Origin of the sequence: Litoribacterium kuwaitense (genome assembly GCF_011058155.1) — a bacterium.
GTDB lineage: Bacteria > Bacillota > Bacilli > Bacillales > DSM-28697 > Litoribacterium > Litoribacterium kuwaitense.
Genome location: NZ_JAALFC010000050.1, coordinates 1 through 20,438, shown reverse-complemented (window position 1 = coordinate 20,438; position 20,438 = coordinate 1). Strand labels below are relative to the sequence as shown.

The window sequence follows — 20,438 nt, the reverse complement described above, 5'->3', positions numbered from 1 at the left end:
AGCAAGCTTCCCTTCATCCGCTCGACTTGCATGTATTAGGCACGCCGCCAGCGTTCGTCCTGAGCCAGGATCAAACTCTCCATAAGAGTTTTTTGAATCCACCTTCTATATAGAAGGGATTCGTCCTTTGCACAGTTGTTTGTTTTACATGTCGATGTCTCGACATGGCACGTTTGTACGCTTGGCTTTTGTTCAGTTTTCAAAGGGCAAAAAATCATTTTTCATCGCCTTTTTTTGACAGCGACTTTTTTATATTACCATCGGAACCTTTGCGGTGTCAACAGTTTTTTTCGGTTGTTTGATCCGCTTAAAAAGTCGGTGCTGTTTCAGCGACGATTAATAATATATCATGGAACTTTTAGGCGGTCAACTACTTTTTGAGTTTTTCTTTTGTTTATTATTCAGCTTGTCACTTAATGTAGCTTACATATATATAAGAGGTTTAATAATATAGAGCTTCACTCCGTCCCATAATCATCGGTTAGACTTCGTTTTTTTGCACACGATTTAAAGCTTATTTATATGATATACTTCTTTGAGAAGACGAGGAGGGATTTTTTGAACATCTTATTTAAAAACAAAATTAATAAAATCCGGACCTTTGCCTTAGCATTAATCTTTCTTGGCATTGGCGTCATGTATATCGGGCTTTTTTTTAAAGAGTCTCCTATTTGGATGACGGTATTTATGCTGTTTGGGGTCATTTTCATTTTACTTAGTACGGCAGTATATGTATGGATTGGCTTATTATCGACGCGTGCCGTTCAAGTCGTTTGTCCTTCGTGTCAGAAATATACGAAGGTACTTGGTAGAGTGGATGCTTGCATGCATTGCAGCCAACCGTTAACAATGGATAAATCCTTAGACGGGAAAGAGTTCGACGAATCCTACAACCGGCAACGTAAAGAAGCAAAGCAAACGTCACAAAAGTAGATACGCGCTCCTTGTGTCTCTACTTTTGCGACCAATAGTAAAATACTTTTCTAATGATCAAGAGCCCTTCATGATGAAGGGCTCTTGATCATTGACAAGCGTTTTCAACGCGAGACAAACACTTAACTACTGCTTAATGTTTTTCGGCTGATTTTTACAGTCATTACATGTACCATACACTTCCATCCGGTGATGACTGACGTCAAAATCAGCGACATGGGCTGCTAAAGTTTCTACTTCATTGAGGCCTGGGTAATGGAAGTCAACAATCTTCCCACATGATTCACAAATGATATGGTAATGATGCGTCGTCACGTAATCAAATCGGCTGGATGCATCTCCATACGTTAACTCCTTCACTAAGCCCGCTTCTTTAAAGACCCTTAAATTGTTATACACGGTTGCGACACTCATATTAGGGAACTTTCCTTCAAGTGCCTTATAAATATCATCCGCTGTTGGATGCGCCTGCGTAGTGGATAAAAACTCCAATATCGCATGACGTTGAGGCGTTATTCGCACCCCAGCTTTTTTCAAAGAATCCAGCGCTTCCTGAAGATGGTCGACCGCCACCGTCATGCACCTCACTTTCAACAAACATTCTCACCTTATAATTCTTATAATGTAATTGTACTTGTTATGATCACTTGTTGTCAATCATTGTCCTTTTCATCAGGCACAAATTTATGATCCTCTACGCCTTCTTTCAAATTGGCATAGCGCGCAGCTACAAATAGATAATCAGACAAGCGGTTGAGAAAGACGAGAACTGTTGAATTTAATCCATCGATGCCGATCGACTCTCGTTCCGCTCTACGAACGATCGTTCTCGCTATGTGAAGTGTACCGGCGGCACGTGAACCTCCAGGTAAAATAAACGACTTTAATGATGGAAGTGTTGCTTCCCAAGCATCGATTTGTGCTTCTAATTCCTCTACATGCCTATCATTTAATGTCCATTTCACTTCTTTATCAGCAGGTGTGGAAAGCTCTCCGCCCGCATGAAAAAGGAGACTCTGTATTCGCTGTAAACGGTCAATGAATGTTGCTTTGCCCATCCAGGTACAATCCTTAATAAAACAGACAGCGAGTCCAATTTGGGCATTCGCTTCATCTAATGTCCCGAAGGCTTTTACACGATCGTCCGCTTTAGAGACCCTTTTGCCATATAATAATGATGTTTCTCCTTGATCGCCTGTTCGTGTATAAATTTTCATCATCAGGCCTCCTCTCTCTAAACCGTTTTTAGTAGCCTTTGTGTGGATCGACTTTGTTGAGCCATTGATCTGTCTTATTTAAAAATGCATCCATATTCTTCATGACAATGTGTAAAGCACGTTCATCATACTTCGTTGAAACACCAGAATGGTGCGGTGTTACTGAAATACGAGGATGCTCCCAAAAAGGACTTGACTTCGGTAATGGCTCCTCTGCAAAAACATCCAGCACGGCGTGAGCGAACATACCGGCTTCTAAAGCTTCAAGTAAATCTCTTTCATTTACAGTACTTCCACGACCAATATTGATAAATACAGCTAATGGATTAAAGTGTGCAAATGTTTGTTTATTAAACAGATGCTTCGTGCCACGTGTGCTCGGCAGCACATTGACGATAAAATCCGCCTGTTGTAGATACTTAGACCAGCTAGCTAAGGTTGCCATATCATCCATATGATCTGTGGGCCTACCATCAGAATTGACTCCTACCGTATGCATTCCAAAGGCTTTACAAAGACGACCGATCTCTGCACCGATGGCTCCTGCGCCGGCGATCACGACGCGTTTGCCGTGCAGCTCTGCCATCGGCAATTCATAGGCCCAAGATTTTTCATGTTCTTTCGCACGGATCACGTCATTTTTGCGCACACTATTCAACATCCACGACAGTGTATACTCTGCCATCGGAATTTTATGAATCCCCTTTACGTTTGTCACCGTAATGCCCTTATTTGCGATCGCCGCAAATGGCATTTCCTCCATACCGGCAGAAATGATCATGATCCATTTCAGTGATGCCGCAGATTGAATATGCCGCTCCTTCACATCATTGCCGTACGTGATAAGCAGCTCTGCTTTTGTCAAATACTCAGACTGATCAAGTGATGAATAAAGATGCCATTCAATCGAAGGATATGCCTCGATAAGCTTCGTACGCTGGTCGAATGAAAAATCCTCTGTAAGTAAAGCTATCAAGCTATTTCGCCCCCACTGCTCTTTAGATGAGCCGTCTGTCCTATATTATCCGTTCCTTGATGCTTTAATGTATTCTAAGGCTTCAGCGACATGTCCTTTCACTTTTACTTTACGCCACACTTTTTCAATCTGTCCTTCTGGATTAATGATAAAGGTCGAGCGTTCAATCCCCATATACTCTTTGCCAAAGTTTTTCTTCAGTTTCCAAACGTCATACGCTTCGGCCAGCTGATGGTCTTCGTCTGCAAGTAAATAAAAAGGAAGGTCGTGCTTTTCGACAAAGGTTTGATGTCGCTTGACAGGATCAGGGCTGACGCCAATAATGACAGCATTTTCGTCCACAAAAGACGTATAATGGTCTCGAAAATCGCAGGCTTCAGTCGTGCAGCCAGGGGTCATATCTTTTGGGTAAAAGTAGAGTACAACGTATTTCCCGGAAAAGTCCTCGAGTGAAATATTTTCTCCCGTCTGTGATGGTAATGTGAATGACGGCGCAGTTTGTCCTTCGGTAACGGTCATGATAAAAAGCCTCCTTCTTTTAATTTCAGCAATCCTTTTACTCTTTAGATTACACTATGTAAAGCCGCTGAATCAAATGAGAAACCAGTTCGCCTTACGAAGCGACAGTCTGTTACACTAGAGTAGAAGTGAAGATTGCTAGAACTGGAGTTGACGAATATGGATTTCACAAAATCTCATAGCTATCATCAGGAAGCGCTCCGCCACATCGTCGGCGGCGTGAACAGTCCGTCCCGATCTTTTAAAGCTGTCGGCGGGGAAGCGCCAGTTTATATGAGTCATGCAAAAGGTGCTTATTTTTGGGATGTGGATGGAAACAAATATATTGATTTCCTTGGCGCTTATGGGCCGATTATTACTGGACATGCTCACCCAGCGATTACCAAAGCCATTACGCACGCTGCGGAAAATGGTGTTTTGTACGGAACGCCAACTGTTCTTGAAAATGAATTTGCTGTGTTGTTAAAAGAAACAATTCCTTCATTAGAAAAGGTTCGCTTTGTAAACTCGGGAACAGAAGCGGTGATGACGACGATTCGGGTCGCACGTGCGTACACTGGCCGAACAAAGCTTCTCAAATTCGCCGGCTGCTATCACGGACATTCTGATCATGTGCTTGTTGCTGCCGGTTCAGGACCTTCAACATTAGGGTCGCCTGATTCCGCGGGTGTTCCAGCCTCCATTGCAAGTGAAATGCTTACGGTCCCGTTTAATGATCGCGAAGCGTTTAAAGAAGCGATGGACACTTGGGGTCATGACATTGCTGGCGTTTTAGTCGAGCCGATCGTTGGTAACTTTGGCATTGTTGAACCAGATGAAGGGTTTTTAGAAATGGTGAATGAGGTGACACACGAACATGGTGGTCTCGTCATTTACGATGAAGTCATTACTGCTTTCCGTTTCATGTTTGGCGGAGCACAGAACCTTCTCGGGGTTGAGCCTGATCTTACTGCGATGGGCAAAATTATTGGGGGTGGTCTGCCGATCGGTGCATACGGCGGACGACAAGATATTATGGAGCAAGTGGCGCCACTTGGCCCAGCCTATCAAGCGGGAACGATGGCCGGAAACCCTGCTTCAATGGCCTCTGGTCTCGCATGCCTTCGTCTGCTTCAAGCTGAAAATCCGTATGAACGCCTAGACGTTCTCGGTGAAAAGTTAGAAAAAGGGCTGATCAAAGGAATGACTGACGCTGGAGTGAGCGGACATGTTCAGCGGCGCGGCGGCATGCTCACCTTATACTTCGGTGTCGATAAAGTATCAAATTACGAGCAAGCGGAAGCGTCTGACAGCGAGATGTTCGCGCGTTTCTTTAATGGTATGATTCAAAAAGGTATCCATTTAGCACCATCTAAATATGAAGCTTGGTTTATTACAATGGCGCACACTGACGAAGATATCGAAGAGACGATACAGGCTGCAAATGATGTATTTAAGAAGCTATGACGAAAACGTCATAGCTTTCTTTATGTCTACGTTTTTGTTTTCTGCGATAAGCTGGACAACCTCGGCTTGATTCTTTTCCAATTGCATTGTATAGTACGGTATGCTACTACGGAAAAACGTCTTTAAGATATGTAAATCATGCTGATATAATTGATGTCTTCGAGTAGACAGGACAAAGCGCTTCATGCACGATGACTATACAACGAAAGGAATCAACCGATTAATATGAAATTTGGCGCACGAATCCTAAAAACTGGGTTGGCGATTGTGTTATCTCTTTACGTTGCTCAGTGGGTCGGCATTGAAGCTACGGTGTTTGCTGGTATCGCTGCTGCCTTTGCCATCCAACCATCCGTTTATAAGTCTTACCAAACGGTTCTTGAGCAGGCGCAGGCCAATATTATTGGGGCTTTGTTTGCGATATTATTTTCGCTCTTGTTCGGCACTGAGCCTATTGTTATCGGAATGGTTGTCGTACTAATCATTGCGGTTCATTTGCAACTTAAAATAGAGCAAACGGTCTCGATCGCGCTCGTCACGGCGATTGCCATAATGGAAAGTCCTGTTGACGGATTTAGCATTTATGCATTTCAGCGTTTTAGCGCTGTGATGCTCGGTGTCGTTTGCGCGTTCCTTGTGAACCTTGCCTTTCTTCCGCCAAAATACGAAAATCGGTTATATCAATCCATCTCAGAAACAACGCAAGATATTATAAAATGGATTCGGCTAAGCAATTACCATATGACGAAACAAAATATGCTGAAAGAAGATATCGAGGAATTTAAAGAGTGCCTCGTCAAGCTCGAGCAAGTGTATCTTCTCTATAAAGATGAACGTGTCTATTCACGAAAAAAGAAGTATGCGAAAGCGCGCAAACTGGTCGTCTTTCGTCAATTGTTAACCGCAGCGAATCGGGCTTTTTTTATTCTTTCGCAAATCAACCGAGCTGAACACGATTATCAGCACCTTCCTGATCATGTCCGTACACCTTTAACACAAGAACTTGATACGTTGACACGCTTTCACGAACAGCTTCTTGAAAATTTACGAGGACGAACGAAGGAAGTTCCTCTAGAAGCGCATCATGTGCCCATTAAAACTAGATTTAAAGAGCTTTATACTTTAGCGCAAAATGAAAACGAGCCTGAAGATGAAGAACGGTGGATGCATCTTTTTTCTCTCGTCTCGAATCTGTTAGAGTATCACTATGAGCTTGAGCATTTAGCGTTGCTGCTCTCAAGCTTTAACAGCTTTCATCAGGAAGACAACGAACTGGAGATTAAAGCATAATCATGAACCCCCGCCATCGTCGGCAGGGGTTCAACTTGTTGATAAACACTTTCAGCCATCACCCGCAGGGTCTGTTCGTCCTCTCATGAACTGATGCTCTAGCCGCATCTTCGTACGCCTTCGCACCAAGACTGAAAAATACCGGAGAGCTTGCTAGTTGTCTTCACTCTAAAAAACCGCCATCATCGGCGGGTTCTTCATTTCACTCTTATACAGGCTCTAGCTGTTGGACACTAAACAGTTCGTAATACGCACCTCGTTTAAGCATGAGCTCATGATGCGTTCCTTGTTCTTTGATTTCCCCATCACTGATGACGACAATACGGTCGGCATGTGTAATCGTAGATAGACGATGCGCAACGATAAACGTCGTCCGGTCTTTTGCCAATTTTTCGAGTGCGTCTTGAATTAAATGTTCACTTTCCAAATCGAGCGCTGACGTCGCTTCATCAAGGATGAGCATCGGCGGGTTTTTTAGAAACACGCGCGCGATCGCAACACGCTGCTTTTGTCCACCTGATAATTTAATGCCTCGTTCTCCGACTTCTGTATCGTAGCCTTTAGGCAATTGCATAATAAAATCATGCGCATTGGCGGCTCGGGCGGCTTCCTCAACTTCTTCATCTGTCGCATCAGGATTGCCCATTTTGATGTTCTCTTTGACAGAATCGCTAAATAAAACATTATCCTGCTGTACAATCCCAATTTGGTCACGCAGCGTTCGCGCTTGTATATCGCGAACATCGTTCCCGTCTACAAGCAGACGTCCTTCTGTTACATCATAAAAACGGGGAATGAGGCTGATTAATGTAGATTTACCTCCTCCGCTCATGCCGACGAGTGCGACAGTTTCTCCAGATGACACATGAAGGGAAACATCGTTTAATACGAGCTCATCTTCATCGTTGTAACGGAATGAGACATGGTCAAATGTCACTTGACCCGCAACTCTCGGCAGCGCGTTCGCTTGTGGCTTATCGGTAATATCATAAGATTCATCGATAAATTCAAAAACCCGATCCATCGACGCAATGGCTTGCGTCAATGTCGTTGACGAATTGACAAGGCGACGAAGCGGATTGTACAGCCGCTCCATAAAGGTAACAAACGCGACCATTTCACCAAGGGTTAATGAGCCTTGAATGACTCTAAAGGTCGCATAGCCTAGCACTAATAGAGGCGCGATGTCGGTGACTGTATTCACGACTGCGAACGTCTTCGCATTCCAGCTTGTATGGTCGAGCGCTTTCGCAAGAAAATAGTTATTTTTCTTATCAAACTGTCCTGCCTCATGCTCTTCAAGCGCAAAACCTCGGATGACAGAAATCCCTTGCACCCGCTCATGCAAATGTCCCTGTACCTCTGCCAACGCTTGCGAGCGCACACGAGTCAGCCCTCGTAAACGGCCGTAAAAATACTTCACTGAAAAGCCATAAAACGGGAACATGACGACAGACAGAAGCGCGAGCCACGGATCCATAAATACCATAACGCCGATGACAATTAAAATGGTGATCAAATCGATCCAAACATTCATCAGACCCGTAATGACAAAATTTTTCGTCTGCTCCACGTCATGAATTACACGCGAAATGATTTCGCCGACTTTATGATTAGAATAAAAGCGAAGGCTTAGCTTTTGAATGTGATCAAAAAGCTGTTTCCGAATATCATAAAGGACTTTATTGCCGACGTATTGGGCAAAATATTGGCGATAATATTCGACTGGCGGTCTAAGAATGACAAATAGAAAAAACCCGAGCCCCATCAAATATCCGAGCCTCGTCCACTTTTCCGCAGTGGTCACTTCTTCACCAGCGTTAATGATGTGATCAATCGCATACTGTAAAAATAATGGTGTCGCAAGTGGGATTGAAAATTTAACAATACCAATGACAATTGTAAAAGCAATCCACCATTATAAGGTTCAACAAATTTCAAATATCTCCGTATTGGTCCCATTTCATCCGTCTCCCCCTTTCTTTACGGATCGTAGGACTTACTTGAACTCGTCATAAATCGTTATCCATGTTGAAACTGTTCCCGGGGCAAATACGCCACTTCTTTCTTGATAAAGTGTTTGCAGCTCCTCCAACGAGGCGTGAATTGTTTGAATCAGTTCAGCTGAATATGGCTCTTTTTCTGCGCGATCGGCAAATTCGTCTCTATCAAGAACGTAGTCGTTCCCTTGTACATCGACATAGTAGTCGATGTCATAATCTATATATTGAATTTTTCGCTTCGTCTTCCAGATGAGCGGAGACGCCAAATTGCAATAGTATGACCACCCATTTTCTCCTTCCATCGCAATGACGTGGTACCAACGATCGGTCCAGAAAAAGCAAAGTGCTCTCTCAGAGGTAACCCATTGCGTTCCGTCTGCTTCAGTCACGAGCGTATGATCGTTGACACCGATCAACTCTCGGTCCGTACAATGCAAAATTTCTGTCTTCGCCCAATGTCGGTGAAATTGACCAGAGTGTTTTATGCTTTCAATTTGAACAACGTCGCCTAATCGAGCGTTCACGGGATCACTCCCAATTTCCGTAATGGACATAGTATACCTGTTTCTTTTCTATAATGAAACCGTAATGCCTCTTATAGACAAGAGAAAAAGGCATCCCGGGCGCTCGAATGCGCAAGGATGCCTTTATCCTAATCCTTGTTACTTAGAAGAATTTTGTTGTTTTTTCTGCTCTGCTTGCTGGTTGTACTGTTTTACGTGCTGAGCGTCAGTTGTGCCAGAAGTCGCTTGGTTGCTGTAGCTAGACTGGGCTTGAGCCTGCTGAGATTGAGACTGTTGCGCCTGAGCCTGACCTTGAGCAGATTGAGCGTTCTGTTGTTGCACGTGCTGCACGTCAGTACCTGAAGTTGTTTTTTGTTTTTTAGCCATGTGTATCACCTCCGCACCTATAATGTGTGCAGGTTTGATTTCTTTCATGCAGAGGAATGATTTAAAAATCACATGGAAATTTTTACTAATTGAATTAAACGAGAAGGGAACGGCCGCCGTCGACGATAATCGTCTGTCCCCTAATCATGTCTGCGCTTGGAGAAAGAAGAAAAGATACTGCGCCAACAAGGTCCTCAGGTTGTACCATTCGTCCCGCTGGCGTGTTTTCTTTAGCATCTGCAAGCAGTTCATCGCGGTTAGGAAAATGGGTTAGCGCTTCTGTATCCACAGCACCGCCAGAAACGGCGTTGACTTTAATATTTTGCACAGACAGTTCAACGGCAAGATATCTTGTTAAAGCTTCTAAGGCCGCCTTAGACACACCGACTGTCGTGTAATTTTCTAAGTAGCGTATAGACCCTAATGAACTAATGGAGACAATGTGACCGCCTTCTTTCATTCGTCTAGACGCTTCTTGTGCGCAAAAAAGAAGGGCTTTTGCATTAATATCCATCGTCCAATCCCAATGCTTTTCTTCCAATTCCATTGCTGGACGTAGAACGCCGGAAGCTGCATTATTAATAAATATATCGAGACCATCGAAATGTTCATCATAGGCTGCAAAAAGCTCAGCAATCTTTTCTCGGTCGCCAACGTTTGCCCGTATAGCAGCCGCCTTCACACCATAACTTTCCATTTCTTCCACAACCTCTTTAGCTGCACTTCTGCTGCGCACATAATTAATGGCTACATTGTAGCCTTTTTTCGCTAAATCAATGGCAATGGCTCGTCCGATTCCGCGTGTACCACCCGTCACTAGGGCATTTTTTGTTGTCATAAAGATCTTCCTTTCTTTCTTCAAATTGGGGTCTAACTCCTGGCATAAAACCTTTTTTATGAGCGGACACTATGTCTACTTCATTAAAAAGGGAGGAACAAGCGTTGTATAGTGGTCGAGATTTTACAGAGCTATTTATGCTTCCGAAAAAAGAGTGGTCGAATGAAGAGCTTCGCTATAGTCATATCGCCTGTCAACAGTTACTTCCTTATTTAAATGCCGAAGGGTTAAGCATTTATAAACAGCTTATTAAAGAACAAATGGAACGAGAGCGATTGAATCATTAGAAATTCATATTGGACTGACCACCATCTACGTTCAAAGTAGCACCGACAACCCATGACGCTCTGGCAGATACGATAAAGGCAGCAACATCAGCAATTTCTTCTGCCGTTCCAAAGCGTCCGGCGGGAATATTTTGCTCTACAAACGTCTGAATGCCTTGGGGGTTTTTCTCCAACCTTCGCTGCCAGTTTCCTGATGGATGAAGGATTGCGCCCGGGGCGATCGAATTCACACGGACACCGTGGGGGATCATTTCATCCGCAAATGATTTTGTAAATGAGATCAAGGCAGACTTACTCGCATTGTAGGTCGGCTTCCCCCCGGACTCACGTCCAAAGATGGAGGATATTTGTAAAATAGCTCCTTGCTTCTGTTGCTTCATTTGCATCGCGGCGAGCTGACTTAATTGTACAGCTGAATAGAAGTTGAGCGCCATCGCTTCTTGAAATTCAGACAGCTGCGTATCTAATGTTAGCCCACCTTGTGAACCACCTGCGTTATTCACGAGAATATCAATGCCGCCATTTGCTTTTATATATCGTTGAAATTGCTCGTCTACATCACTTTCTTTCGTGACATCCATCTCAAGCCATCTCGCTCCAAGCTGTTCGGCAGCTTGATGCAATTCCTCTGCATGACGCGCTGTTATTGTGACGATGGCGCCTTCTTCGACTAAGCGCTTGGCAATCGCATACCCAATCCCTTTACTTCCTCCAGTAACGAGAACCCTCTTCCCTTGTAATTCCAGATTCATTCGTCATCCTCCTTTAACACCTGATGTAAAATTTTTTGATGCGAAACGGAAAATGGATATTGTAACACGGCTTCTCTTGAAGCAAATGCGAACTGTGGCTTTGCGCGAGCATCGTCTTCATTAAGTAACTCCGCTTTAAAAACATCGATTTCCCAGATTAAATGGGTAAACACGTGTCGAACTTGCTGAAGCGGTTTTTCACCGACGCGAACAGAAAGTCCGTATTCATCTTCCATAAACCATGTGATTTGCTCCCTTTGCACCTGGGCACGATGAACTGTTTGCCCATTCGGAAACTCCCATAGATTTGCCAAAAGACCAGACGCGGGACGTTTGTGGATGAGAATCTCTCCTTCAGCAGATTCAATAACGAGTGCTGTCATATGCTGAACCTTAGCTTTTTTCTTTTTCTTTTTAACTGGGAGTTCCGTTTCTGACCCGTTTTTGTAAGCCTGACAATGGTCTTGAACTGGACAAAGCAAGCAGGCAGGATTTTTAGGGGTGCAAACGATCGCTCCAAGCTCCATCACAGCCTGATTAAAATCAGCAGGATTATTCTTGTCTATGATATGTGCGACGAGGCGCTCGACACCTTTTTTCGTTTGCTCTTCGGCAATATCATCGTGTATATCAAAAATGCGGGAAAACACACGAAGCACATTGCCATCGACTGCTGGCACAGGCTGGTTAAAAGCAATGCTCATCACCGCTCCAGCCGTATAAGGGCCAACCCCCTTAAGCGATTGAAATTGCTGCTTATCGTCCGGTACTTCTCCACCATAATGTGCTTCGACTTCCCTGACAGCTGCCTGAAAATTGCGGACACGCGAATAATATCCCAATCCTTCCCAATGTTTCAGCACTTCTTCCTCATGAGCCTCAGCTAACGCTGTCAATGTCGGATAGGATTGCTTAAAACGTAGAAAATAAGGAATGACGGTATCTACTCTTGTCTGTTGTAACATGACTTCTGACAACCATATACTGTATGGATCTTTATTTTGCCGCCAAGGTAGATCGCGCTGCTCTTTTTGAAACCAATCAATTAACTGCTTTTGAAATAAGGACGTATTTGTCTTTTCTGTTTTTTGCACGTAATCTCGTTGCTTTAAGCTCAAGGCTACTCACTTCCATTAAAATTGATATTCTGCACGTATACTTAATCCGTGGTATGATATAAAGGTAAAATAAGACATGAATAAGCACAATTTTAAGAGACAGCACGAAAGGAGGACTCAACCGGATGGACACGGGAACACATCTTGTCATGGGCATCGCACTCGGCGGTCTTGCCACGCTTGATCCGGTTGTTGCCTTAAATCCCATAACGGCACAAAGTGTTTTAATCGCAACGATCGTTGGCTCTCAAATTCCCGATATTGATACGGTATTAAAATTTAAGAACAATGCCACTTATATTCGTCATCACCGTGGGATTACGCATTCACCATTTGCTTTAGTTTTATGGACACTTTTGTTAACCGGCAGCATTTGGCTCATCTGGCCGGAAACGAATGCACTGCATTTATTGCTTTGGACTGCCTTAGCTGTATTTCTCCATGTATTTGTGGATATATTTAATGCGTACGGTACACAAGCACTTCGCCCATTTAGTCAAAAATGGGTAGCACTCGGGATGATTAATACGTTTGATCCAACCATTTTTGCTTTACACCTCGCCGGAATTGGTGCCTGGATTTCTGGTGCCCCTGCAGCTTCAACTTTCGGAACGATGTATAGCGTACTCATCTTATACTACATCTACCGTTATCTTCAAAAAAGAGCAATCATTAAACATGTTAACCAGTCGTTTGATGGTGTTCTAAATGTCAATGTTTCTCCTTCAATGAGGTTAAATGTTTGGCACCTTGCAGTAACAACAAACGATGAACATATCGTTGCAAAATACGCAAATCATTCTATTCAAGTCTTGGATACGTTTAAGAGACAACCATTTCCTGAAGATGATCAGCTCGTCCAAAAAGCGATGGAAGACCCTAATGTAGCTTCCTTTTTGTCATTTTCACCTGTGTATCGCTGGGAAATCAAAAAGTATCCACGCCATTACGAAATCCGTTTTATTGATCTCCGTTATTGGAGCAAAGGTCACTATCCATTCGTCGCCATGGTTTGCTTTGATTTTAACCACAATTGTGTCGGTTCATATACAGGCTGGGTTTTCTCTGAGAAAAACTACAGAAGAAAGTATCCCCTCTTCCTCAGTGACTGCATGATGATTGGACTCTTGGGCAAACTACTCTTTGTACACCTATTGCAAAGGAGCTAGGTCATGCGTAATAAAGCGAAAGACTTTCCGCCCCGAATGTCTCTTGATGGAGAACCTAGAGCAAAAGCCGTTTTTGCATCAAAGCGTGCAAACGGAACCATACAGACGGAACCACAAAAACGTATGGAAGCTTCAGGAAAACGTTCTGAGTAACGGAGGGTAAACCATGAGTAAACAACGCTTTAACTATGGACCGAACCCATTTCTCTCACCTCGCGCTAGTGTCAAGCATGCTAGTCGTCAGGTAAATGGTGAAACAGAGCCTGGACAACAAAACGAAATCCTGGCAATTAACACAAAAGCCCGAACCTAAACTTGAACCACCACCCCAAAGAGTGTAAACAAAGTCTTTTTAGGCTTTGTTACACTCTTTTTTGAGAAATCTACATCTCTCCAGTTCATCGTTGAAAAACGCCGCGCAGACGAAAACATCACTGTGACGACGGGTGAGGCTGGGGACCACCAATGCGAGCGCTTGTCAACATATTCAGCCTGTATTGAAAGCCTTGTCAGACTAGGCGCGCAGACGTGCGAAGACTCGAATTGAACCTCTGTTCATGAGAGGACGAGTGAGACTAGCAACGACGGATGCGAGCGCTTGTCAACATATCAGCCTGTATTGAAAGCGCTTGTCAGACTAGGCGCGAAGACGTGCGAAGACTCGAATTGAACCTCTGTTCATGAGAGGACGAGTGAGACTAGCAACGACGGATGCGAGCGCTTGTCAACAGGCTGAAGCATTTAAAACACTGACAGGAACCGCCTCCAGCTCCTCCGATTGCTCACGATAACCCCAAGCGAACACACCATTTAAGTATTGGATCTTAAAAGACGTCTTTTTCCCGCTTTCTTCTATATAATAAGTGTCTCCTGGGGTAAATTGCTTTAAATCAACCATATACGATTTTGCTAAAGCTATTTTTCGCTCGTAAACTGCATATTCATTCGGAATTCCAAGCTGCTCTGCCTTCCGCGCTTTTTCCGTCAGTGTCCCTATTTCCTGTAGTAACTCGTGATGACTCATATCACTGTAACGCTTCACCCTTTATTCCTCCTCTTTTTGGTGCTGATTCAGCCAGTCCTGAATCGCAGCAAACGAAAAACCCTTTTGATAAAGTGTTTGCTTCATTTTTTGCTCATATGCCCTCTGTGCTAAGTGGCTCCACTTACGAGCTGCTTTTTCCGCTTGGTAATGAAGGGCTGTTTGTTCATGCTCAGGATCATTTTGCAAAAATTCATGGACGGCATTCGTCGCAAGGGATGATGAAAACCCCTTCCGAACTAAACGTTGAACCATTTTTTGCTTCGCTTTTGCCATTGAATCTTTTCCATCTAACTTCACTTTTTGCAAAAGAGCCCGTGCTGTTTCCCATTCTTTTTCTTCATGATAACTATGAAGTGCCTGATCTACATCAAACTCAGAAACGCCCTTGTTTAACAGTTCCTGGCGAAGTAAGTGCGGTCCTTTTCCTTGATTACGTTGTTTTTCCTGAACATACATCTCTGCGTATTGGGCATCATTCAAATAACCTTTTTGCTTTAGTTCCTGGATAACTTCATCAATAAATACGGAAGGCGATGACTCAAAAGCTTTCAATAGCGCTTGCACCATCTCATGCTCGGTCCTCATTCGATAGCTAAGTAGATGCAACGCTTTTGTCATCATTTGTTTTTGGACATTACCGTGTAAAACATTCTGCCATTCTTCGTCACTAAAGTGTTTTCCTTTAAGCACTTGAAATGCAATAATCGTGTCTTCAGTGAGTAGGACAACTTCAGTTTGACCATTATCGTATTGTACAGTTGCTTCATATTGTCTTTTTTTGCGGTCGAGACTTTTAGAATATATGGCAAATGATCACCACCTCCACGTATTCTACCATATTTTAAAGAAGTCAAGGTTACGTCGTTCACGAGACAGGGTATAGTAGCGAGAGTACCCTGTCTTTTTAAGCATCCATACCATTCTTTGGAGGTATTTTATGAATGTTTTAATCACTGGAGGAACTGGATTTGTTGGACATCATGTGAGTGCATCCTTGCGAAAAAAAGGCCATACCACATTTATTCTCACCCGTAGCCCTGATACAAAAAATGATACAACGCACTTGAGATATATTGGCTGGATGCGTGATGGCGACCAACCAGAGCTTGAACTTCCCCACATCGATGCTGTCATTCATTTAGCAGGAACATCCATTAATGGCCGGTGGACGGACGAGCGTAAGAAACAAATCCGCGCAAGTCGAATTGACACAACACGAGAAATTGTGCGGATTATGAAGCGTTTACCTGCAGCACCAGAAGTCTTCGTAAGTGCTTCAGCTGTCGGTTTTTATGCTGTAAACGATGATGCTGTATATACAGAAGAAAACCATAAAGAAGGTAGCGGCTTTTTAGCTGATGTATGCAAAGTATGGGAGGCGGAAGCACGACAAGCGCCACCTTCGACCCGCACGGTTCTGACTCGATTTGGCGTCATTCTCGGTGAAGAAGGTGCTTTCCCTAAAATGGTTCTTCCCTTTAAATGTTTCGTTGGTGGAAAAATAGGCCCTGGAGATCAATGGATTTCGTGGGTTCACATTGAAGACGTCGTAGGCTTAATCCATCACGCAATCTTTCAAGAGGACGTCACAGGACCTTTAAATGTAACCGCACCACACCCGGTTACGATGGATCATTTAGGCAGAGAAATTGCCCGTCAGCTGAAGCGTCCATATTGGCTTCCTGCACCGACCTTTGCTTTAAAAACAGCGCTTGGTGAAATGAGTACATTACTCATTGACAGTCAAAAAATCTTACCACAAAAGGCTGAGCAAACTGGATATCAATTTACATTTAATACAATTGAAAAAGCCGCAAATCACCTGTTAAGAAATTCTTTTTAAAAGAGAAAATAAAAAATTGTAAAAGGAAAGTAAAGCCTATTCCCTTTTATAAATAAATCGATTATGATATTCCTGCTAATGAGGGAAGGCAAATGGTGAGCCACCGGTTTTCCGGTTCTAGTGGGTTCGATTCCCACCCCAATTTTTTGAAATCTAAAAATTCGAGGGTGGTTTTTCTAAGCAGATAGCGTCAAACTGCCCTTGTGAGAAAGGATGAGTCGCTTGTTTAGAAAATTGAACACCCGAGATGCCCTGACCCTTTTTCCCCTATTAAGCGATCCTTCGATTTTCCCATACGTGAGGCATAAGGCTGATTCGATGGATGCCTATTCATTTGTATTAAAGGGACTGCTTCACCTTGAAGAAAAGGGTCTTGCAATTCCCCGCATCATCCTCGACGAACGCGGCAATCCGATCGGGATGATCCTTCTGTACGATATCATTGATGGTGTTGGCTACTTATCCACTTGGATTGGTAAGGACTATTTCGGCCAAGGATATAATGCAGCTGCCAAAGAGGCGTTTTTTCAAGAGTTATTTTTAGAACAAGACATTCACACGATTCTTGTGAAAATTAATAAACAAAATGTTCGTTCTCGGCAAGCAAGCTTAAAGCTTCCTTACATTCAATTGATTGATGAACATTTCAAACAAGATGGCAGAACGTACGATTTATTTACGATTTCTAAGCATCGTTACCTTGGCATTCCTTCTCATATGGACGATGTGTATGTCGTTGAAAATGAAGCGTAAACCAATCCTCATCTCTATATTTAGTCGTTTTTAGCGAGGTTAATTCGAAAGACCCTACTTCCGTTTAAGTAGGGTCTCTGTCTTTTGGCAATCAAACACATCCGGCATTTTCATGGAAAAGAGTGTAGATGAAGCCTACAACTATAGACCTTTTCTACACTCATGCTCTTGCTTTTATAAGGATATGGCTACGCCGGTGAGGCTACTCTTTTATTTTGTAGTCTTTAAGCTCTGCATAGAGAATATATCTTTCGGGTGTATCTGTTAATGCATAAAAAGGATAGCACGTCGATAAAACCAACGTTTCCTCCTCCATATCGCCAATAATTGATGTGTCATCAGACATGACAATTTCACTTTTTTTCATTTCGTATTGAAATGTACCATAAGGCATTTCAACCTCTAATAGATCGCCTTCTTTTACTTCACCGATGCTTGTGAAAGCCGAATCATTGTGTCCTGAAAAAAACACTTGATTACCTTCACCTGGAAACCATGTCGCTGTATGATGGCCTACACCTTTTTTCAACGTCTCATTGTCAGTGCCTGAAGCAACAGGCAATTCAAGGTCTATAGACGGAATTTTCAAATAGGCGAAAGCAGCACCATGCTCGACTTCATAACGCTCTGATACTAATTTTATTCTTTCATACATGTCATCGACCACATTGGAACGTTCAAGTGTATATTGTGAAGGTGAAGCAGCCATCACCTTCCTCACTTCGTCCATCGCATTATTTGAAATTGATTTGTATTCATAAACTTGATAGGCGACAAAAGCAAGAATGGCTATTCCTACGACCATCAGAAGATTACTTAGCTTCTTCATAAAGCGCTCCTTCTAGTTTATGAATTAAATCAAAGTATCTTCGATATCCAGAAATATTATGCTCTACATCGTCGATCCTAACCCGAAAAGAATGGTGCCTAATAAAAAATGAGTGCAAAATACGTTCAGGTTTTTTAAAATACATCGCTACTTCTGGAAAATAGTAGCCATTCAACTGATAAGCAGCACGTTTTTTAATCACTTTGATCAGTTCTGGAACTGATGTTTTTTCTAATAAATGATCTAATTTTAGTTCCTGCATTCTTTCAACCATTTCATACGCGGCAAGCGTTAGTTCTAAAAACGTCGGATAGGTCGTTTTTCGATGATAGATAAAATCCATTTTTCGGATCACATTTTTTAGACCAAATGCAAAATATTTTTCTTCTGGTTTAAATTTCGTTAGTTCGTTTGTACAGTAGCTTAACCAGTGATCATGGTTTTTCCAATAATCGTTATCAATAAAATATTCAAACGCGCTTTCTACCGCTAGTAGCCACTTTGAATTTTGATCAAGCTGATACAGTCTCATCAGCGCAAATGCAGCTTCACCATCATAATAAATAATTCTAAATGTCTCTTTTAGCTCAAAGCTTGGATATGTATACACATGGTTAAAACTTCCATTAGGTTGTTGGAAAGAAACAATTGAATTTGCCAGTTGTTCACAAATGAGAAGATGTTCTGTTGTGTTAAATGTGCTTGCATATTTTGTGAGCGCAAGGATCGCTGCAGCATTTGCGCCGAGCTTAATTTCTTGATGATTTTCCCAATCAATGACATACGCTTTGTTTTGGTTTTCGTCGATACGGATGAGTTTATGAATTAAGTAAGCAATGGCTCGATCAATCGCATCTTTTAAAACCGGATCTCGGTTTAATTCATACCCTTCAATCATTGAATAAACTGTACTTGCATGTCTAAGGCTGTTGTAAAAATTTATTTTTTTATCGAAACAGGAAAAGTAGCCGTAAACGAATTTACCATCCGCCTGAACCTGTTGAGCGAGATAATTTGATGAGTGCACGATGACATTTTTAATATCTTCTTGTGTGAGTTCCTCGTACTTTCGGCGGCCATGTTCATAATATTCATCGTGGATTGAAATGACGGTGTCTTCCTCAATAAATTTACCATCCGTGTTAAAAATGACAACATCATCGTCCATATGAACCTCTTTACCTTTTTTGATCGCCTTATGCTTCGTAAAATAATTTGTCAAGTTATCCATATTAAAAGCGTTCGTATCTGATTTACCTACATTCGACAAAATGGCATTTCCGTTAATTTCTTGCTCTAATAGTGCGTAATGAAATTGGCGATCGAGCGAAAAGCCTTTGCGAAAATAATTCTTTTTTGTTTTAAGAATGTCCATATTCAAGTCTCTAAACTTCTTCACTTCAAAATCCTTGGCGATATCCACTTTAACCCATTCAAATTCTTGACGACGCTCTTTCACTTTTCGTTTAATCTCGCTATACATTTTTGCAAACAATTTTTTAGGATCTCTTGCTAATAAAGGTATGACCGTGCAACGCTGTTCTGGATTGCCCAACGACAAAAAGCCAACGACGTTACCGTGAAAATAATACTGTTGATCCAGCTCTATGTATTCTTCTAATAATTGCTCTTGCAGTCGTAAGAATTTATCTGTTGTTATTCCCATCACGTTCAACCTCCATTTTCATTAGGTTGATAAAAGTTGGGGTCCATAGCCCAACCAACGATTTTGTCATGTTGTTCATATGGACCCCTAGATACTTCACCTTTTACTTAGCCTTGTGTTTTTCTTCTAAATAGACGAGAAAAGATTCCAGCGCCTAAAGATGCGATTCCTAGTAAGGAGTACATGATCCAGTTGTTAGATGTATCAGGCAGCTTATGACCTGCCTTGTTCTGTCCTTCTCCCTTATCCATAGAGGACAATGTACCATCATTCGGTGAATTGACTTGCGCATTGTTCATACCTGCATGCGTATTGGCGTCACCAGATTGGTGTCCTTGACCACCGTCTTGATCGCCGTTTACGCCACCATCAGTGTCAGTGTTTGTATCTTGATCTCCTCCAACACCGGTATCGCCATCTTCACCAGATTCGTTGCTGCTTTCATTGTTGTTTTCCTGATCAGCGCCATCAGTTTCATCATCCGCACCGGATTCTTTATCACTGTCTTTGTCGCTGTCCTTATCGTCGTCCTTGTCATCATCCTTATCGTCGTCTTTGTCGCTGTCCTTATCGTCGTCCTTGTCATCATCCTTATCGTCGTCTTTGTCGTCGTCCTTATCGTCGTCTTTGTCGTCGTCCTTGTCGTCGTCTTTGTCGTCGTCCTTGTCGTCGTCCTTGTCGTCGTCCTTATCGTCGTCGTCATCGTCATCGTCGTCGTCATCGTCGTCATCGTCGCCGTCAGCATCCGCATCAGCATCGGCGTCTGCGTCGGCATCGGCGTCTGCGTCGGCGTCAGCATCGGCGTCGGCATCCGCATCGGCATCGGCATCGGCATCCGCGTCAGCATCTGCATCGGCGTCAGCA

The 20,438-nt window shown here is 42.9% G+C and carries 23 protein-coding genes, 1 rRNA gene and 1 pseudogene; 9 read left to right on the top strand and 16 right to left on the bottom strand.

The genetic code is table 11. The features are described from left to right. Positions 1 to 86 (bottom strand): 16S ribosomal RNA (locus G4V62_RS17125); the annotation flags it as partial. A 472-nt stretch (positions 87 to 558) separates the two neighbouring features. Here G4V62_RS17125 and G4V62_RS17120 point away from each other — a divergent pair. After that, positions 559 to 933 (top strand): YgzB family protein, encoded by a 375-nt coding sequence (locus G4V62_RS17120; RefSeq protein ID WP_165204565.1) that lies wholly within the window; start codon positions 559 to 561, stop codon positions 931 to 933. A gap of 126 nt (positions 934 to 1,059) precedes the next feature. Here G4V62_RS17120 and perR read toward each other — a convergent pair whose 3' ends face one another. The 4 genes from perR to bcp all read right to left on the bottom strand — a co-directional run bounded on the left by perR (position 1,060) and on the right by bcp (position 3,645). Then, the gene (perR, locus tag G4V62_RS17115) at positions 1,060 to 1,512 is read right to left on the bottom strand and encodes a peroxide-responsive transcriptional repressor PerR (protein WP_165204582.1); all 453 of its coding nucleotides are present in this window, start codon (positions 1,510 to 1,512) and stop codon (positions 1,060 to 1,062) included. 74 nt (positions 1,513 to 1,586) lie between these two features. Then, entirely contained in the window at positions 1,587 to 2,150 is a 564-nt protein-coding gene (locus G4V62_RS17110) for a cob(I)yrinic acid a,c-diamide adenosyltransferase (protein ID WP_165204563.1), read from the bottom strand. Between the two features lie 28 nt (positions 2,151 to 2,178). Next, complete coding sequence (locus G4V62_RS17105; RefSeq protein WP_165204561.1) at positions 2,179 to 3,126, bottom strand: D-2-hydroxyacid dehydrogenase; 948 nt, start codon at positions 3,124 to 3,126, stop codon at positions 2,179 to 2,181. Between the two features lie 45 nt (positions 3,127 to 3,171). Beyond that, on the bottom strand, positions 3,172 to 3,645 hold the full coding sequence (gene bcp / locus G4V62_RS17100) for a thioredoxin-dependent thiol peroxidase (protein ID WP_165204559.1): 474 nt from the start codon (positions 3,643 to 3,645) through the stop codon (positions 3,172 to 3,174). Positions 3,646 to 3,804: 159 nt separating this feature from the next. Here bcp and G4V62_RS17095 point away from each other — a divergent pair, with 159 nt between their 5' ends. Both G4V62_RS17095 and G4V62_RS17090 read left to right on the top strand, forming a co-directional pair. Then, entirely contained in the window at positions 3,805 to 5,091 is a 1,287-nt protein-coding gene (locus tag G4V62_RS17095; protein ID WP_165204557.1) for a glutamate-1-semialdehyde 2,1-aminomutase, read from the top strand. A 225-nt stretch (positions 5,092 to 5,316) separates the two neighbouring features. Continuing rightward, positions 5,317 to 6,381, top strand: coding sequence for an FUSC family protein (locus G4V62_RS17090; protein WP_165204555.1), 1,065 nt, complete (start codon positions 5,317 to 5,319; stop codon positions 6,379 to 6,381). A 208-nt stretch (positions 6,382 to 6,589) separates the two neighbouring features. Here the strand turns inward: G4V62_RS17090 and G4V62_RS17085 are convergent. From G4V62_RS17085 to fabL, 4 genes and pseudogenes are all read right to left on the bottom strand, one after another. After that, positions 6,590 to 8,343, bottom strand: a pseudogene (locus G4V62_RS17085) (ABC transporter ATP-binding protein). A 37-nt stretch (positions 8,344 to 8,380) separates the two neighbouring features. Next, entirely contained in the window at positions 8,381 to 8,908 is a 528-nt protein-coding gene (locus tag G4V62_RS20400) for a DUF402 domain-containing protein (RefSeq protein WP_165204553.1), read from the bottom strand. Positions 8,909 to 9,046: 138 nt separating this feature from the next. Beyond that, on the bottom strand, positions 9,047 to 9,274 hold the full coding sequence (locus G4V62_RS17075; protein WP_165204551.1) for a gamma-type small acid-soluble spore protein: 228 nt from the start codon (positions 9,272 to 9,274) through the stop codon (positions 9,047 to 9,049). Positions 9,275 to 9,368: 94 nt separating this feature from the next. Beyond that, the gene (gene fabL / locus G4V62_RS17070) at positions 9,369 to 10,112 is read right to left on the bottom strand and encodes an enoyl-[acyl-carrier-protein] reductase FabL (protein WP_165204549.1); all 744 of its coding nucleotides are present in this window, start codon (positions 10,110 to 10,112) and stop codon (positions 9,369 to 9,371) included. 104 nt (positions 10,113 to 10,216) lie between these two features. Between fabL and yfhS the strand changes: the two genes are divergently transcribed. Next, on the top strand, positions 10,217 to 10,399 hold the full coding sequence (yfhS, locus tag G4V62_RS17065; protein WP_165204547.1) for a mother cell protein YfhS: 183 nt from the start codon (positions 10,217 to 10,219) through the stop codon (positions 10,397 to 10,399). Here the strand turns inward: yfhS and G4V62_RS17060 are convergent. Together G4V62_RS17060 and mutY are read right to left on the bottom strand one after the other, a co-directional pair. Continuing rightward, positions 10,396 to 11,151 (bottom strand): SDR family NAD(P)-dependent oxidoreductase, encoded by a 756-nt coding sequence (locus G4V62_RS17060; protein WP_165204545.1) that lies wholly within the window; start codon positions 11,149 to 11,151, stop codon positions 10,396 to 10,398. The genes yfhS and G4V62_RS17060 overlap by 4 nt on opposite strands. Further along, on the bottom strand, positions 11,148 to 12,269 hold the full coding sequence (mutY, locus tag G4V62_RS17055; protein WP_212508819.1) for an A/G-specific adenine glycosylase: 1,122 nt from the start codon (positions 12,267 to 12,269) through the stop codon (positions 11,148 to 11,150). Before mutY ends, G4V62_RS17060 begins: the two co-directional genes overlap by 4 nt. A gap of 125 nt (positions 12,270 to 12,394) precedes the next feature. On the opposite strand from mutY, the gene G4V62_RS17050 reads away from it, so the two are divergent. From G4V62_RS17050 to G4V62_RS17040, 3 genes are read left to right on the top strand one after another with little or no spacing between them, the layout of a single operon-like run. After that, positions 12,395 to 13,438, top strand: coding sequence for a metal-dependent hydrolase (locus G4V62_RS17050; protein ID WP_165204543.1), 1,044 nt, complete (start codon positions 12,395 to 12,397; stop codon positions 13,436 to 13,438). A 3-nt stretch (positions 13,439 to 13,441) separates the two neighbouring features. Continuing rightward, positions 13,442 to 13,591: a small, acid-soluble spore protein K gene (gene sspK, locus G4V62_RS17045; RefSeq protein ID WP_165204541.1), complete on the top strand. Its 150-nt coding sequence runs from the start codon at positions 13,442 to 13,444 to the stop codon at positions 13,589 to 13,591. Between the two features lie 13 nt (positions 13,592 to 13,604). Next, positions 13,605 to 13,751: a YpzG family protein gene (locus tag G4V62_RS17040; protein WP_165204539.1), complete on the top strand. Its 147-nt coding sequence runs from the start codon at positions 13,605 to 13,607 to the stop codon at positions 13,749 to 13,751. Positions 13,752 to 14,162: 411 nt separating this feature from the next. Here the strand turns inward: G4V62_RS17040 and G4V62_RS17035 are convergent, their stop codons facing one another. Together G4V62_RS17035 and G4V62_RS17030 are read right to left on the bottom strand one after the other, a co-directional pair. Beyond that, on the bottom strand, positions 14,163 to 14,480 hold the full coding sequence (locus G4V62_RS17035; RefSeq protein ID WP_312855527.1) for a YfhH family protein: 318 nt from the start codon (positions 14,478 to 14,480) through the stop codon (positions 14,163 to 14,165). Positions 14,481 to 14,483: 3 nt separating this feature from the next. Next, the gene (locus G4V62_RS17030) at positions 14,484 to 15,173 is read right to left on the bottom strand and encodes a RecX family transcriptional regulator (RefSeq protein ID WP_165204537.1); all 690 of its coding nucleotides are present in this window, start codon (positions 15,171 to 15,173) and stop codon (positions 14,484 to 14,486) included. A gap of 247 nt (positions 15,174 to 15,420) precedes the next feature. On the opposite strand from G4V62_RS17030, the gene G4V62_RS17025 reads away from it, so the two are divergent. After that, the gene (locus G4V62_RS17025; RefSeq protein WP_165204535.1) at positions 15,421 to 16,326 is read left to right on the top strand and encodes a TIGR01777 family oxidoreductase; all 906 of its coding nucleotides are present in this window, start codon (positions 15,421 to 15,423) and stop codon (positions 16,324 to 16,326) included. Positions 16,327 to 16,539: 213 nt separating this feature from the next. Then, positions 16,540 to 17,079 carry a GNAT family N-acetyltransferase gene (locus tag G4V62_RS17020; protein WP_246218508.1) on the top strand — a complete coding sequence of 180 codons (540 nt, stop codon included), beginning with the start codon at positions 16,540 to 16,542 and terminating at the stop codon, positions 17,077 to 17,079. A gap of 202 nt (positions 17,080 to 17,281) precedes the next feature. Here G4V62_RS17020 and srtD read toward each other — a convergent pair whose 3' ends face one another. From srtD to G4V62_RS17005, 3 genes are all read right to left on the bottom strand, one after another. Further along, positions 17,282 to 17,908 (bottom strand): class D sortase, LPxTATN-specific, encoded by a 627-nt coding sequence (gene srtD, locus G4V62_RS17015; RefSeq protein ID WP_165204531.1) that lies wholly within the window; start codon positions 17,906 to 17,908, stop codon positions 17,282 to 17,284. Then, entirely contained in the window at positions 17,892 to 19,574 is a 1,683-nt protein-coding gene (locus G4V62_RS17010) for a hypothetical protein (protein ID WP_165204529.1), read from the bottom strand. The genes srtD and G4V62_RS17010 overlap by 17 nt, the downstream gene beginning before the upstream one ends. Positions 19,575 to 19,681: 107 nt before the next feature. Further along, positions 19,682 to 20,438 (bottom strand): LPXTG cell wall anchor domain-containing protein (locus G4V62_RS17005; protein ID WP_165204527.1); only part of this gene is annotated, 757 nt, incomplete at its 5' end.